The sequence below is a fragment of the Empedobacter sp. R132-2 genome, assembly GCF_030324375.1.
Taxonomy (GTDB): domain Bacteria; phylum Bacteroidota; class Bacteroidia; order Flavobacteriales; family Weeksellaceae; genus Empedobacter; species Empedobacter falsenii_B.
Map to the genome: position 1 here is coordinate 14,743 of NZ_JACAGG010000025.1, position 15,820 is coordinate 30,562.

The 15,820-nt window shown below is 31.7% G+C and carries 11 protein-coding genes; 6 read left to right on the plus strand and 5 right to left on the minus strand.

Going from position 1 to position 15,820, the window contains the following annotated elements:
• Positions 1–8: 8 nt before the first annotated feature.
• On the minus strand, positions 9–1,427 hold the full coding sequence (locus HXZ69_RS11245) for a c-type cytochrome (protein WP_286496028.1): 1,419 nt from the start codon (positions 1,425–1,427) through the stop codon (positions 9–11).
• 415 nt (positions 1,428–1,842) lie between these two features.
• On the opposite strand from HXZ69_RS11245, the gene HXZ69_RS11250 reads away from it, so the two are divergent.
• Positions 1,843–2,331: an SPOR domain-containing protein gene (locus HXZ69_RS11250; RefSeq protein WP_286496029.1), complete on the plus strand. Its 489-nt coding sequence runs from the start codon at positions 1,843–1,845 to the stop codon at positions 2,329–2,331.
• Positions 2,332–2,659: 328 nt separating this feature from the next.
• On the opposite strand, the gene HXZ69_RS11255 is transcribed toward HXZ69_RS11250, so the two are convergent.
• The gene (locus HXZ69_RS11255) at positions 2,660–2,980 is read right to left on the minus strand and encodes a hypothetical protein (protein ID WP_286496030.1); all 321 of its coding nucleotides are present in this window, start codon (positions 2,978–2,980) and stop codon (positions 2,660–2,662) included.
• Positions 2,981–3,137: 157 nt separating this feature from the next.
• Between HXZ69_RS11255 and HXZ69_RS11260 the strand changes: the two genes are divergently transcribed.
• Entirely contained in the window at positions 3,138–3,461 is a 324-nt protein-coding gene (locus tag HXZ69_RS11260) for a HopJ type III effector protein (RefSeq protein ID WP_286496031.1), read from the plus strand.
• Between the two features lie 47 nt (positions 3,462–3,508).
• On the opposite strand, the gene ccoG is transcribed toward HXZ69_RS11260, so the two are convergent.
• Positions 3,509–4,963, minus strand: a complete 1,455-nt coding sequence (ccoG, locus tag HXZ69_RS11265; protein WP_286496032.1) for a cytochrome c oxidase accessory protein CcoG — start codon at positions 4,961–4,963, stop codon at positions 3,509–3,511.
• Positions 4,964–5,373: 410 nt separating this feature from the next.
• Positions 5,374–6,255 carry an AraC family transcriptional regulator gene (locus tag HXZ69_RS11270; protein ID WP_286496033.1) on the minus strand — a complete coding sequence of 294 codons (882 nt, stop codon included), beginning with the start codon at positions 6,253–6,255 and terminating at the stop codon, positions 5,374–5,376.
• 78 nt (positions 6,256–6,333) lie between these two features.
• Here HXZ69_RS11270 and HXZ69_RS11275 point away from each other — a divergent pair, with 78 nt between their 5' ends.
• Positions 6,334–7,401 (plus strand): patatin-like phospholipase family protein, encoded by a 1,068-nt coding sequence (locus tag HXZ69_RS11275; protein ID WP_286496034.1) that lies wholly within the window; start codon positions 6,334–6,336, stop codon positions 7,399–7,401.
• A gap of 40 nt (positions 7,402–7,441) precedes the next feature.
• On the opposite strand, the gene HXZ69_RS11280 is transcribed toward HXZ69_RS11275, so the two are convergent.
• Positions 7,442–7,768, minus strand: coding sequence for a hypothetical protein (locus tag HXZ69_RS11280; protein WP_125349744.1), 327 nt, complete (start codon positions 7,766–7,768; stop codon positions 7,442–7,444).
• 139 nt (positions 7,769–7,907) lie between these two features.
• Here HXZ69_RS11280 and HXZ69_RS11285 point away from each other — a divergent pair, with 139 nt between their 5' ends.
• The 3 genes from HXZ69_RS11285 to tamL are packed head-to-tail and all read left to right on the plus strand — an operon-like array spanning position 7,908 to position 15,759.
• Complete coding sequence (locus HXZ69_RS11285) at positions 7,908–8,129, plus strand: hypothetical protein (protein ID WP_286496035.1); 222 nt, start codon at positions 7,908–7,910, stop codon at positions 8,127–8,129.
• A 50-nt stretch (positions 8,130–8,179) separates the two neighbouring features.
• A complete protein-coding gene (locus HXZ69_RS11290) occupies positions 8,180–13,414 on the plus strand; it encodes a translocation/assembly module TamB domain-containing protein (protein ID WP_502875746.1) in 5,235 nt (1,744 codons plus the stop codon).
• Positions 13,411–15,759 carry a translocation and assembly module lipoprotein TamL gene (gene tamL / locus HXZ69_RS11295; protein WP_286496037.1) on the plus strand — a complete coding sequence of 783 codons (2,349 nt, stop codon included), beginning with the start codon at positions 13,411–13,413 and terminating at the stop codon, positions 15,757–15,759. The genes HXZ69_RS11290 and tamL overlap by 4 nt, the downstream gene beginning before the upstream one ends.
• The last annotated feature ends 61 nt before the right edge of the window (positions 15,760–15,820 follow it).

The window sequence follows — 15,820 nt, forward strand, 5'->3', positions numbered from 1 at the left end:
TTTTTATATTAATAATGACATTTACCACACTCTAAACCTCCGATAGCATCAACTGTAATCTTAGTTGCGTCACCGTACTGTTTTTTCAGTTTTTCGTGTAGTTCTGCGTAATATTCTTTGTTATACTCGTTGTCCATATCTACCTCAGTAGTTCTGTGACACTCGATACACCATCCCATTGTGAAATCATTCGCCATTTTTACTTCGTTCATTTCATCAACACGTCCATGACATGCAAAACAAACTTGGTCTCCTGATCCAATGTTCAATTCTTTAGCATTTGGAATAGTTCCATCTTTAATTGCTTTCTTAATCGCTTTCTCTCCTGCTACAACGTGTTGTGCGTGGCTAAAGAATACGAAATCTGGCATATTGTGGATACGTACCCATTCGATTGGTTTTTGTGGACCATCGTATTTGTTCGTTTCTGGATTCCATCCAATAGCTTTATACATTTTTTGGATTTCTCCTGTATAGAAATTCTTAACTGCTTCCTCATCAGCGAATTTACCAGAAGTGATTAAATCTTCTTCGAAGTAATCTCCTTTGTATTCTTTGATTGTTTTGTGACAGTTCATACATACGTTTGGTGAAGGAATTCCAGACACTTTACCGTATTTAGCAGAACTGTGACAGTACTGACAGTCGATACCTTGTACACCTGCGTGAACTTTGTGAGAGAAATAAATTGGTTGTTCTGGCTCGTAACCTTTATCAACACCAACTCCCATTAATCCCCAATACACGTTGTACAATGCAAAGAATGCTAATACTGCGATTAACACACCACCAACTTTTTGGTATTTTTGGAAGAAGTTTGCGAAAGAAAAAGCAGCTTTTTCTTCTTTAGAATCTAAATCATCAGTTGCAGTTGCTTTAACTAATGCATTAACGCGAACCAAAATCCACAATAATAATGCTGCTAATACAACAAATCCAACTGCGATAACTCCTGTTCCAGCACCACCTCCGTTTCCGTCAGCAGCAGCTTTAGCAGCAGCAGCTTCTTTCTTTTTTGCAGCTTTTGCATCATCAAAAGCCTTTTTACCACCATCAGGATCGGCAGTATACGCTAGAATATTATCAATATCACCGTCAGATAAGTTAGGGAAAGCTAACATTTCAGTGTTATTGTACTCAGCGAAAATTTTGTTTGCATACGCATCTCCAGACGCACGTAAAGCTTTGTTGTCCTTAATCCAAGAGTGTAACCACTCTTTTCCAAGTCCAGCTTCATCTTGTACGCGTTTCTCAACATTACGTAATTCCGGCCCAATTAATTTACCATCAATCTGGTGACATGCAGTACAGTTGGCTTCGAATAATTCGTAACCTTTACCTGCATCTTGGGCATTTGCTAAGGAGAACGTCGATAGTATTATCGCGCAGCTCCATAAACGTATTCTTTTTAGAAATCTTGCCTTCATTTACTTAAATAATCTCAGTTCGTTGTTTCTTTTAACTCGTTTTTATTTGAACACTTAACTAACAGCAAAAATAGCTTCAATACTTAATAAAATCATAAAGTTTACATACTGAACTTTGTCATTGAGCTTAATTTAAAACGTTTCTAAATTAATTATTAAAAAATATCGCTGTATAAATATTATCTATTTGATTTGATAGAAAAGATTTAGAACAAGAAAAATTACTATTTAACATAATTTAAAAAAATAATCATTATTGTTTTTATTACAATCTGCCAATCAATTTTATGAAACAACAATCAAATATTTGTTAGTAAAAAAAAATTGGAACAATATTCGTTGTAAGAAAATAAAAGTCTATAAAATTTAATAACTTAATTGTAAAAAGTATATTTGCACAAATTAATTTCATCTTATGAAAAAATTTATCTTTTTATTCCTTATTACATTTTCTTCTTGCGTGTTTGCTCAAGATAAAATTGATACCGTTCAAATTATCAACAATGGTACATTGAATATGGAAATTGATAGTAGAATAAATAATGTATTAAAAGCAAAAGAAGATGCTGTTTGTAGTTATACCACTACTGTAAAGAAACCGACAGAGAAAAAAACAGTTATACAATCTAATGATCCTTGCGCAGGTACACCACAGGTTAATGGTTTCAAAATTCAGATTTATTATTCGAAAGATAGAAAAGATGCAGAGAAGGTAAGAAATGAATTTGCACGTTCTTATCCTGACTTATCATCGCAAACAGCTTATTTCTCACCAGACTATCGCGTTTTAGTTGGAGATTATTTTACAAGAGCATCTGCTTCGAGAGATATTCGTCGTTTGAAATCAAAATATAATAGTGCATTTTCTATTCCGTTCAAGGTTTTATGTAGAAAAGCGAAGTAATATTTTATAAAAAGGAAAATGTATCCTTATCACAACAAAATAAAACAGCGAATAAAGAATGGTGAATTAGTTTTGTTTGAGTTTCTAGAAAAATATAAAAATATTTCTCCATGTTTAGTTTTATATTTCAAAACAGAACCTTTTATAAGACCTATTCGCGAACATCGTTTTTCTGAATATAGACTATTATTAAAAACAGAAAACGATTAACTTTCTTTAGAAAGTTCAAATTTATTCGAAAAAATATAAAAAAGCGTTACCAAGAAAATTGATAACGCTTTTTTATATTTTAATGGTAATATTTAGTAGTTGATTCATGCTTTTATTTTTAGTTGTTCAGAATTCTACCTCTGCCCTCAATTTCTAATTGGATAAGTATCGATGCTAAATTAGTTTGTACAAATCCTAAATTACCTGCAACTAAAACACCTTTTTCTCCAGTCGAAATTTTCTCGATTCCATAAACACTCGATTCATCTTCGGGACTCGAATTTCCTTCGTAACGATAAATGTAAATAATCTTAAAATCGTGCGGATGATCAATCAAATCACTTTCTAATAAATTAAAATCTTCTTGATATCCTTTTTCTGCAAGCTCGCGTAGCGCAACACTTGACGTTTCATAATTAAATTGCCTTCTTTCGAACATAAAATTTATTTTTATTTTGTTAATAATTATAAATCTAATTAATTAATAGACAGAAAGTTGTTAAACATACGTTAACTATTTAACGACATAAAAAAATTAACATACTTAATGATTTATTGTATTCGAAATAAGTTCTTATTTTTGACAAAAAGATAAAATGATTTTAGAAAAATTAAACCAAAACGAAGCAAATTTTGCTGATGTTATCGCCCATATCGAAGAAAATTATACTTATACAGCGTCTGCATTTGTAAATGGAAATCAGGAAAATGCTGTAGATCAAAATCAAGGAAGTGCGAAGGTTTTTGCTTTTGCAAAATTGAATAATTTCTCTGAAGATGATACCTTAAAATTATTTGCAGAACATTATCAAGCTGTATTAGATTCGCCAGAAGGAACTGATCACAATAATATTCGTCAATTTATGCAAAACGGATGGAAAGGTGTGACATTTGAAAACGAAGTGTTGACAAAAAAATAAACTCAAAAAAAAAACGTCTTACAAAATGTAAGACGTTTTTAATTCAACTAAAAAGGAGCCATAAAACTAATCGTATAATGATCGATGGTTTTTCCCTTCAAATCTTTTAATTCTAAAATAACTGGAACTTTGTAAGATTTCAGTTCTCTTTTAGGAATTTTAATATCTATTAAACCTTGCTTTAATTTTCCTTCATCTATTTGTATATATTGATTTGGTTCTACTAACAAAACAGTTTTTCCACCTTTAAAACCATTTACACGAACAACTAATTTATATGGTTCGTTGGTTTTATTCATCAAACTGTATTGCATTGTATTAATAATATAATCACCTTCTACGACATAATCTTTTCCTGGAACTTGTAGAAACTTCACTTCGACATCACTTCTATTTAACATAAACACCGTCATTGCTCCTATCATTGCAACCAATACAAATGTAAAAGCAATTAATCTTGCAGTAATCTTAAATGATTTTCCTTGTTCGATATTTTCTTCGGAAGCATATTTTATTAATCCTGTTGGCAAATTAATCTTCGTCATAATATCATCACAAGCATCCATACAAACTGTACAATTGATACATTCTAACTGAGAACCATTTCTGATATCAATTCCCGTAGGACAAACCGCCACACATTGACCACAATCGATACAATCTCCTTTTCCTGCAGCAACACGATCTTCACCTTTTCTAAATTTAGAGCGTCCGTTTGTATTTTCACCTCTTTTGAAATCATACGAAACTTGAATTGTTTTTTTATCAATCAAAACTCCTTGAAATCTTCCGTAAGGACATACCAACGTACAAACCTGCTCACGAAACCAAGCGAAAACAAAATAGAAAAAAATACTAAAAATAAATGTTCCCAATAATAAACCTCCATGCTCTGATGGACCTTCGGTAATTACTTTGATCAATTCATCCATTCCGATGATATATGCCAAAAATATATTCGAAAAGAAAAACGAAATAATGTAAAATATCGTCCACTTTCCTCCTCTTTTCAAAATTTTTTCTTCGTTCCAATCTTGTTTATCCAAACGAATTTGTTTGCTTCTATCACCTTCTATCCAATACTCAATTTTACGAAAAACACTTTCCATAAAAATTGTTTGCGGACATAACCATCCACAAAACAATCGTCCATAAACAGTCGTAAATAATATAATAAAAACCACACTTACAATCATCCCGAAAGCAAGTAAGAAAAAATCTGTTGTAAAAAATGGATAACCAAAAAGAATGAAATTCGTATTGAACACATCAAATTTAAAAATAGGATTTCCATTTGTTAATTTTATAAAGGGTAACCCAACTAATAAAAGCAATAGAACCGAAGAAACAATTGTACGATAATTAGTGTATCTCCCAGAAGGTTTCTTCGCATACACCCATTTTCGAGTTCCTTTTTTATCCATTGTTGCGACCTCTGTTCTGAATTGCTCATTCTCTTTTTCAAAACCAAGTTGCGTTGAATCTTGTTTTATATCACTCATATACCTTACTACTTAATATCTATGCAAATTTACCGTTACAATCAGGTTAGAGCTTGGCACTATTTATGGTATTTATGGTAATATTTACGGATTGATATAAATCATTAATTTATAAATATTTACCAAATAAAAACATAAACCACCTATTATGAAAAACTTACTAAAGCTACTAGTATTTTCTATTTGTACTTTTACTTTTTTACAAAAAATATACACAATAAAAATGTGACTCAGTTCGCAATTTATCCAAGATGTGAAGAAAAAACAGATAATTACGTAGAATGTTTTAACATGAAATTGAGTCATGATGTTGAAGAAAGATTATCCAAAATAAAACCTGCTTTAATTAATTAACGAAAATCCTTTAAAAATCTATTTTAATATTCCTATTCGATATAATAATAATTAATCTAAGCGTAATATTGTTTTCGAAATTGTTCTGGCGTAAATTCAGTATATTTCTTAAAGAATTTCACAAAATAAGATGCATCCTGAAAATTAAGTAAATAAGCTATTTCAGTCACCGAAATTTCTTTATTAACTAGCAAACGTTTTGCTTCTAATACCACACGACTTCTGATCAACTCTCCTGCCGAATTACCCAAAATATCTTTACAAAGCGCATTCAAATGATTGGGCGTGATGTACAACAATTCGGCATATTCTTTTGGTAGTTTTTTGTTCTTAAAATTTTGATCGATAAGCTCCTGAAAATTATTCAACAATACCGATTGATAATCACTTGTTTTAATTTTTACCGCTTCTAAACTTCGTTCAATATCAATGAATAAACTCATCAAATGAAAACCAATTTTTAAATTCGAGAATTGATTATTTTTTTGATTTTCATTTATCATTTCTTCAAAATAACTTGCAATTTTTTCTTGTAAATCTGGCGAAATTTCAACCACATGATCTTTCACCAAAATAGATTGTAAAAATCTAAATTTCTGTAAAATGGAAGAATTAATTCCAATCCAATCAAAAAAATTATCGAAAAAATTCACTACAAACCCATCATATTTTTCCTTAAAATACCATTGGTGCACCTGTCCAGGTTTCATAAAATACATTGTCCCAGATTTAGCCTCAAACTTTTCAAAATCGATCAAATGTTCGCCACTACCTTCTGTAAAATAGACCAAATGGTAATAATTATGACTGTGAACTTCCTGCAAATGAGGATTACTATCAACATAACCTCTAAAATGATCGATGGAAAACAACTCATTGCTATTTTTTTCGGTATTCAGATTACAGATATCGTATGTTGGGAAAAGTTTTTTGGTCATTTTGAAACAAATTATCAAGTGTAAAAATAAAGAATATTTAAAAGGAAAAGTTTAACTTTAAACAATAGAACATCAAAAATGGAATTTAAAGAGAAAAAAATTGTCTTACTTTCTTTGGATGGAGGCGGAATTAGAGGAATTATATCTTGTGTCATTTTAAAATACATCGAAGATAAATTAAAGGAAATTCATGACGAAAATGCCAAAATAGGCGATTATGTCGATTTTATTGCAGGTACAAGTACTGGCGCTTTAATCGCTTCTTTGTTATTATCTCCTTCTACCGAAAATCCAAAAAGAGCAAAACACTCGATCACAGATGCACTGAATATTTATTTAGGTGAAGGGAAAAATATCTTCTCAAAAACATTTTGGACAATTCTCAATAATCCGTTGAGTGTGCTAAAAGATAATTTACCAACACTTGTATTGGAAGAGCAATTAAAAATCGTTTTTGGAGATACAGAGTTAAAAGATTTGATTCGTCCTTGCGCGATAGTTTCTTATGATACTGAGCATCAAAAACCAAAAATTTTCAATTCGATTGATGGAATCTCTCCTTTCCGAAATTTCTATGTAAAAGATATTTGCCGTGCTTCATCAGCTGCGCCAACTTATTTTGAACCTGCAAAAATAAAATCATTCGCTGATCAAGAATTTAGTTGCATTGATGGTGGTGTTTTTGCAAACAATCCAACTTTTGTTGGCTTTATCGAAACGCAAAAAATAAATTTTAATAAATATTTCAAAGATGAATTAAAATATAATGGAACAGCACCTTTACAAGAATTTATTATCATTTCTCTCGGAAATGGTTCACGTGCAAAATCATATAAACACGAACATTTAACAGGAATTTCAAAATCGAAATGGGTAGATCCTTTGGTAGACATTTTTATTTCGACTGGCGTTGATATGGTCGATCAGGAAATGAGAAGCATGTTCGCTTTATTGAAGCCAAAATATCAACAAAATTATTATCGATTTAATCCTGAAATTCCAGAATCTGCATTGGATTTAGGAAATGTTTCCAACAGCAACATTAAAACATTATTGGACGTTGCCAATGATTATGTCGCAAAACACAAAGAACATTTGGATGAAGTCGTTCAAAAATTAATTTTCAATCAAATTGAAATCTCATAAAAAAAGGCTTTGAGTAAAATTTCAAAGCCTTTTGTAATTTCTATTTATTTCGAACATAAACAAATATTTCTTGTTCTCTATTCAATCCTCTATTATCCACAATACTTTCTAAACACGCATGACAATCTGTTACAATTCCCTCTCCATTGTAATTCGTGTAACTCCCATTCTCTAGCGCAACAACATGTGGTTTCAACAAATCTGCATTCAGTTTTTTGCGTTCTCCAATCAAGGTGTACACATATTCACGTCCAGTTTCGTCAGTAAAATTATCTACTTTATAAATTTGATCCAATTCTCTTTCGTGATCAATTATAACAAATAAGTAGTCTTTGTGGCTATCTTTTTCAAAAAAAATTCTTCTCATAGCTTCAATTGTTTGACTCAAATTTAATAAAAGAATATTGGTTTTACCAATGAAAATTAAAAAGTTTTAAGAGAATTTTAAAATATTATCAATTTCAAAACAGATTATATTTTACTTTTACATTAACCAAAACATAAAAATGAAAACTCTTCTAAAAATCTTGACTTTAGGATTAATTTATCTTATTTGTCAACCAATTTTTGCGCAAAAAAACGCACAATTAAAACTCGACTTCGAAAAAATTATCCGTTCAAAACATTCATTTCCTTTTAATGGAGTTGTAATCGTTTCCAAAAATGGTAAAACGATGTATGAAAAAGTACATTTTTGGTATTATCCTTGTAGAAAATTTGTATCTTAATTCCAATAAAACAAATAAAATCTAACCAATTGAAATTCAATGTAAAAAAAATACTCAAATACTTCTCTCTTACACTTTTATCAATATTTTTATTGGTGACAATTGCAATTTTTAGTTTACAGTTACCTACTGTACAAAATTTTGTAAAAAATAAATTAGTCAATTACCTCGAAAATAAAATACATACAAAAGTACAATTAGACCGTGTTTATGTCGATTTTCCAAATAGTTTGGTGATGGAAAATCTCTACTTACAAGGACAAGATGTTGACACGCTTTTATCGGTCAAAAAGTTTGATGTTGGTTTGGATATTTGGCAATTAACCAAAAGTAAAGCAGATATAAAATCTATTGATTTGAGTGGCGTTCATGCCAATGTTATACGTAAACCAGATGGGAAATTCAATTTCGATTATATTATCAATGCTTTTGTAACAGACGAAAAAGACGAAAGTCCTTCAAAGCCATTTATCATTTCGTTAGATAAAATAAAACTGAATGATATTTATGTTTCGTTCAATGATCAGCAAGCGGCAAATAACATCAAACTTCATCTAAATTCATTTGATACGCGTGTCAAAAAATTCGATTTAGAACAAAATTCGTATGGAATTAGCGATATCAATTTAGACGGTTTAAAGCTAAAATTGAAACAAGATATTGTAAAAGAAGTTGCGAAAAAAGTAGAAGAAAAAGTCGATTCTTTGAATGATCAAAAGCCAATGAAAATTGAATTGAACGGATTTAATTTAACCAATTTTGATATCGATTATGGCGATGATATTTCTGGAATGTTTGCTAAAGTCAAATTCAAAGATTTCAAAACGCGTGTTAAAAAACTTGATTTACAACAAAATTCTTATGCGGTTGATGATATTTTAGTGAATGGTTTGTTGGTTGATTTTAATCAAAAAATGGTTAATAAAATCCAAGAAAATAATGTGGATAAAATTGATCCAACTGCAAAACAAACTCCATTGCAAATTGGGTTGAGTAAGATTAATTTGAATGATATCAAAGTTAATTATGGTGACGAAAATTCGAAAACTTTTGCCAAAATTAACCTAAACGAATTTGAAACGAAAGTCAATAAACTTGATCTTGAAAATTCAATTTTCGACATCGAAAATATTTTGTTGAAAGACGCTGATATCGAAGCGAATTTATTCCTTTCTTCAAAGAATTCTACTTCGAATTCGTCTACTTCTTCAACCCCAATGAATTTGGTTTTGAACGAAACGAAATTAGAAAATGTAAAAGTAAAATACAACAATACTGCTGAACGTCGAACGGCTCAAGGAATGGATTTTAATCATTTGGATTTTTCTAAATTAAATCTTGATTTGCGCGATTTCGAAATGAAAAATAACACATTTGCTGGACAAGTAAAAAGTGCTGAAATAAAAGAATCAAGAGGATTGAATATTCAGAAATTAACAACAAATTTCTTGTACGCAGACACACAAGCGTATCTGAAAAACCTCTATTTACAAACACCAAGAACTGTTCTTCGTGACGAAGTTATTTTGCACTACAATACGATTAATGAGTTAACTTCTCATCCAGAAAATGTTTTGGTTAATGCGAATATCAAAAACTCAAAAATTGGTTTGGCAGATATTTTAAATCTTGCTCCAACGCTTAGAAATACGACGCCTTTCGACAAATATCCAAACGCCATTCTGAGTGTTAACACCAATGTAAAAGGAAAAGTAAACGATTTATTGATTAATAATCTCCAAGTTTCTGGTTTAGATGATTTGCAACTTTCGGCTTCTGGAAGAGTGAAAAATGCGATGAATCCAAAGAATTTATTTTATGATTTGAACATCAAAAACTTCTCAACATCTTCTAAAACGATATACAATTTAATTCCGAAAAATACTATTCCAACTAACATTAGAATTCCTTCAAAGCTTTCTGTCAAAGGAAAAGCGAAAGGAACAACCGAAATCATCAATACACAATTGGCAATAAATTCTACGTTGGGAAATGCGAAAATTGATGCAATTGTGGACATGCAAAAAAAGGATGCCGAGAAATATAATGTCAAAGCAGACCTACAAAATTTGGATATTGGAACGCTTATTAGCAACAAGGATTTAGGCAAAATAACAGGAAAAATTAATGCTATTGGAACAAGTTTCAACCCAGAAAAAATGGTTACAAAACTTTCAGGAACCGTTTCATCAGCTTATTACAATAAATATACTTATCAAAATATTACACTCGATGCAAAAGTGAATCATGGAGTATTTGATGCACATATTTTATCAAAAGATCCAAACGCGAATCTTAATTTGACGGCTTCTGGTGTGTACAAAAAGGATTTATCTGATGTAAAATTGAACGGAAATATTGTCAAATTAGATGTTCAAAAACTTGGTTTTTACAACGAACCGATGATTGTTGCAGGAGAAATTGATGCCAATTTCGCTGATTTAAATCCAGATTATTTAAATGGTTCTTTATATCTAAAAAACTTTGCATTATCCAATACAAAAGATATTTTTCCAATGCAAGAAGTAAGCTTGATTGCGACTTCAACTGCTGATTCAAATCAAATTAGTTTGACTTCACAATTGGCCGATTTGGATATGAAAGGAAAATTTAAATTGACACAAATTTTTGGTTCGATAACTTCAACAATTAACCAATATTATGAATTTCAGAAACCAAATAAAGACGAAAAAATAGAACCTCATCAATTCTTTACTTTGAATGCAAAAATTAAAGATGATGAGTTGATTCGAAGATTTGTTCCCGATTTGAAAAGCTTCGAAACCATAACACTTGACGCAACTTATAATGCCGATTCAAAACAAATCAATGTTGATGGAAAAATTCCGAATTTAACGTACGGAACAAATACGATTAACAATGGATTGATAAAACTATCCAACCAAGATGAATCCTTGTTGTATTCGTTGAATGTGGATGCATTAAAAAGTGAAAGTTTTCAATTACAAAAAATTGATTTGAATGGTGATATTACAAATAATGTGATCAATTATAACGTTTCGACAAAGGATGCGAAAGATGCAACACAATTTTTGGTGGCTGGAAATCTAAAAACGCTAAACGATATCACGGAAATTAGTCTTAATCCGAATGGATTGGTCTTAAACTACGATCAATGGCAAGTTGGTGAAGGAAATTTAATTCAGTTGAGAAAAGATGGAATTGTGGCGAATAATTTCAGTTTGATGAACAATGGAAGTCAAATTTTATTGCAATCTGAATCGGAAAAAGGAACAAGTCCGCTGAATATTACCATCAAAGATTTCAAAATTGAAACCATTGCAGAAATCATTAAAAAAGATGATTTACCTGCCGAAGGAATAATCAATGGAACAGCTCAAATTAGAGATTTAAACAAAGAAATGACCTTCAATGCTGATTTGACCGTTTCAGATTTAAAAGCTTTCGGAAATCCTATTGGAAATATTATAGCAAAAGTACAAAACACTTCTCCAACCATGATTAACGCTGATATTACCTTAGATGGAAACAGCAACAACATGAAGATTTTTGGAGATTATAATACCAAAGAAAGTGCGCTTGATTTAGCTTTAGATATCAATCGATTAGAAATGAAATCGGTGCAAGGATTTGCAATGAATCAAATCAAAGACACAGAAGGTTATATTTCTGGAAATCTAAAAATCGCTGGAACAATGGATAAACCGAGCATTTTAGGTCAAGTGAAATTTAATCAAGTTGGTTTAACGATTGCTGAAACAGGAAGTAATTTCAGAAAAATTGATGATGCAATTGATTTCACGAACAAAGGAATTGAGTTCAATCGATTCAAAATCAATGACAACGAAGGCAATTCATTAACGATAAGAGGAGAAATTTTAACCGAAACGTATCGTGATTTCGCCTTCAATTTAACAGCAAATGCACGAGATTTCAATGTCGTAAATTCAGAAAAATCGAACGACGCCATCATGTACGGAAAGTTAGCGGTTAATGCAAACTTAACGATAAAAGGTGACTTAGATTTACCGAAAGTAAACGGAAGTTTAACGGTAACTGATGACACGAATTTCACATTTGTTTTGCCACAATCATCGCCTTCTTTACAAGAGCGCGAAGGAATTGTCGAATTCATTGATCAAGATCAAATGGCGCTTCAAGAAACGATTAAAACAGACGAATTAAAAGCCGAATCTAAAATAAAAGGTTTAGATGTAAGTGTCAATATTGAAATCAGCAAAGAAGCCAAAACATCTATTATCATCGACAAAGCCAACGGAGATTTTGTAGAAATACAAGGTGAAGCCGAATTAACAGGCGGAATGGATCCTTCAGGAAAAATGACTTTGGTTGGCGTTTATCAAGTAGAAAAAGGTGCGTACGAACTTTCGGTGAGCTTGTTAAAACGTCGTTTTGATATTCAGAAAGGAAGTACCATTACATGGACTGGCGAGCCAACTACAGCCAATTTAGACATTACGGCGATTTACAAAACAAAAGCCGCTCCTATTGATTTAATCGAACAACAAATTTCGGGCTATTCTTCTTCTGAAATGAACATGTATAAACAACGAATTCCGTTCAATACCGAGTTAATTTTGAAAGGTGAATTATTAAAACCTGATATTAAATTCAATATTTCGATGGATAAAGATAATCCGTCTATTGCAACTGCGGTGATCGAAAATACACAATCGAAATTGGATCAGTTGAAAAATGATGAAGCCGAAATGAACAAACAAGTATTTGCATTGTTGTTGCTGAATCGTTTTATTGGAGAGAATCCGTTCGAAAGCAAAACAAGTGTATCCGCAGAAACAATGGCGCTACAAAGTGTAAGTAATATTTTGTCGCAACAGTTGAATAATTTGGCGGATGATTTAATCCAAGGAATTGATATCGATTTGGGATTAGATACGCAAGACGATTATTCTTCGGGATCTAAAAATACACGAACAGACCTGAATGTTGCCGTGAGCAAACGTTTGTTAAACGACCGATTGAAAGTTTCGGTTGGAAGTAATTTTGGTTTAGATGGTGACGCACGAGAAAATGAAAACATGACCAATATTGCGGGTGATATCACGATCGATTATAGTTTATCGCGTGATGGTCGATACATGTTGAGAGCTTATCGAAAAGATGAGTACCAAGTCGCATTACAAGGACAAATTGTAGAAACAGGCGTTGGATTTATCATCACATTAGATTACGACAAATTCAAAGAAATTTTCGAGAAAAGAAGAAAAAATAGAGCGAACAGAGCAAATAGAAAAACACAAAATCAAGAAGTGAAACCATGAAAAAATCAACCTTAACGTATATTAAAATTATTGCATGCTCAGTTTCTGTTCTAGGTGTTTCTTCTTGTAGCAATACACGTTTTCTGAAAGAAGGTGAAATGCTTTACACGGGCTCTAAATTAACGATAGAAGGCGATTCGTTAAGCAAAACTGACAAAGCAGAATTAAAAGATAATCTCGAAAAAAATATCATTCCAAAACCTAATTCAAGTTTTTTTGGACTTCGTCCTCGTTTGTACATTTATAACATCACGAGCGAACCTAAAAAGCAAAAAGGATTGAAATATTGGTTGAAATATAAAGTGGGACAGAAACCTGTTTTATTGGGTGATGTCGACATCGAATTCAATAAAGATATTTTAGTTAATTATTCTGAAAACAAAGGATATTTCAATGCCAAAGCACAGGGTGATACAATAAGTAAAAACAAAAAAGCGGAAGTGCATTATGTCTTGCAACCGCGCAAACGTTATTACATCAACCAAGTTAATTTCCCAAAAGATACCACTTTGGCGGTCAACAAGGAAATTAAAAAAACGCAAGCAAATACGTTACTGAAAGATAAACAACCTTTCGATTTGGATGTAATCAAAGCTGAACGAGAACGAATAGATGCGCGTCTGAAAGAAAATGGTTATTATTATTTTCATCCTGATAACATCATTGTGCAAGCGGATAGTACGGTTACGAATAAGCAAGATGTCGAACTATTTGTCAAGTTAAAAGACAAAACGCCAGAACAAGCAAAACAACAATATAGTATTGACAAAGTAATTGTTTTCCCAGATTATAACATTCGAGACGCACGAAAAGGTATCTATAAAATGCCGATGAACAATGATTCCTTAGCAAAATACGAGCAAAATGGTTTTTACATGGTTGATCCAAAAAATAGTTTCAAACCAAAAGTTTTTGATCGTGCGTTATATTTTAAAACGGGAGAGATTTACAACCGAGCAGATCATAATTTAACCCTTAATCGATTAATTAATTTGGGGGTATTCAAATTTGTGAAAAATGATTTCGTGATTTCTGATTCGGTTAACCATAAATTTGATGTGTATTATACCTTAACACCACGCGAATTTCAGTCGTTGAGATTAGAAGTTTTAGGACGAACAAACTCGGCGAATTATGGTGGTGGTGAGTTAAATTTAAATTGGACACATCGAAACATTTTCAAAGGTGCAGAACAGCTTAAAATGGCGTTATATGGTGCATTTGATATGCAATTGGGCGGACAAAAAGATGCAAATAATATTTTTAGAGCTGGTTTTAATACGCAACTTTCTATTCCGAGAATTGTAGCGCCTTTCAAATTTCATTCATCAAGTGCGTTTGTACCGAGAACCAATATTGAGATTGGTTACGAATATCAAAACAGATCGAGATTATATACGCTTCACAATTTCAATACTTCTTTTGGTTACGTTTGGAAAGAGAATGCGCAAAAAGAACATAATTTAAAGATTTTTAGTGCAACTTTAGTCTTTCCAGAAAAAGTGACAGATGAATACAACAGCAAAATCTACGATTCAATTGGAAATATCATCAACCCAAGTTTGAAACGCGTTGTCGACAAACAATTAATTTTTGGACCACAGTATTCGTATACTTATACCACAACAATGTTACCTCGAAAAAGCACATTCTATTACCGAGGTTTAGTTGATTTGGCTGGAAATTTAACAGGATTAATAACAGGTGCGAATGCGAAAAAAGACAAGGAAAAAGAAATTTTCAAAATACCATTTAGTCAATATGCAAAAATGGAACATGACTTCCGTTTCTATCACAAATTTTCAGAAAAATCATCAATAGCCACACGATTCATTGGAGGAATAGCCTATCCATATGGAAACTCTGAATTTGTTCCTTATTCCAAACAATTTTTTGTAGGAGGAAGTAACAGTATTCGCGCATTTAGAGCACGAACATTAGGACCAGGAAGTTATGATCCACGTAATCAAAATGCAAATTTCTTTTTTGATCAATCAGGTGATATTAAATTGGAACTAAATGCAGAATTTAGACAGAAATTATTCAGTTTTCTTAACCTTGCGTTATTTGTTGATGCAGGAAATATTTGGTTAATCAACGAAGATGAAACACGTCCAGGTGCAAAATTCTCAAAAGATTTTATGAGCGAAATAGCAGTTGGAGCTGGTTTAGGATTACGTCTTGATTTTAATATCTTAATTTTAAGATTAGATTTAGCAACTCCACTTCGAGTGCCTTATTACGAAAAGAATGACCGTTGGACATTTGATAAAATAGATTTTGGAGACAAAGCATGGCGAAAAGACAACTTGATCTTGAACATCGCCATTGGCTATCCATTCTAAGCAAAGCGTAAAGCGTAAAGCGTAAAGCGTAAAGCGTAAAGCGTAAAGCGTAAAGCGTAAA

What these genes read in the sequence shown, in the direction of transcription:
- HXZ69_RS11275 (WP_286496034.1), top strand. Translation starts at nt 6,334, where the DNA reads ATGGAATTTAAAGAGAAAAAAATTGTCTTACTTTCTTTGGATGGAGGC.
- HXZ69_RS11255 (WP_286496030.1), bottom strand. Translation starts at nt 2,980, where the DNA reads ATGTTCGAAAGAAGGCAATTTAATTATGAAACGTCAAGTGTTGCGCTA.
- HXZ69_RS11250 (WP_286496029.1), top strand. Translation starts at nt 1,843, where the DNA reads ATGAAAAAATTTATCTTTTTATTCCTTATTACATTTTCTTCTTGCGTG.
- HXZ69_RS11245 (WP_286496028.1), bottom strand. Translation starts at nt 1,427, where the DNA reads ATGAAGGCAAGATTTCTAAAAAGAATACGTTTATGGAGCTGCGCGATA.
- HXZ69_RS11260 (WP_286496031.1), top strand. Translation starts at nt 3,138, where the DNA reads ATGATTTTAGAAAAATTAAACCAAAACGAAGCAAATTTTGCTGATGTT.
- HXZ69_RS11285 (WP_286496035.1), top strand. Translation starts at nt 7,908, where the DNA reads ATGAAAACTCTTCTAAAAATCTTGACTTTAGGATTAATTTATCTTATT.
- tamL (WP_286496037.1), top strand. Translation starts at nt 13,411, where the DNA reads ATGAAAAAATCAACCTTAACGTATATTAAAATTATTGCATGCTCAGTT.
- ccoG (WP_286496032.1), bottom strand. Translation starts at nt 4,963, where the DNA reads ATGAGTGATATAAAACAAGATTCAACGCAACTTGGTTTTGAAAAAGAG.
- HXZ69_RS11280 (WP_125349744.1), bottom strand. Translation starts at nt 7,768, where the DNA reads ATGAGAAGAATTTTTTTTGAAAAAGATAGCCACAAAGACTACTTATTT.
- HXZ69_RS11270 (WP_286496033.1), bottom strand. Translation starts at nt 6,255, where the DNA reads ATGACCAAAAAACTTTTCCCAACATACGATATCTGTAATCTGAATACC.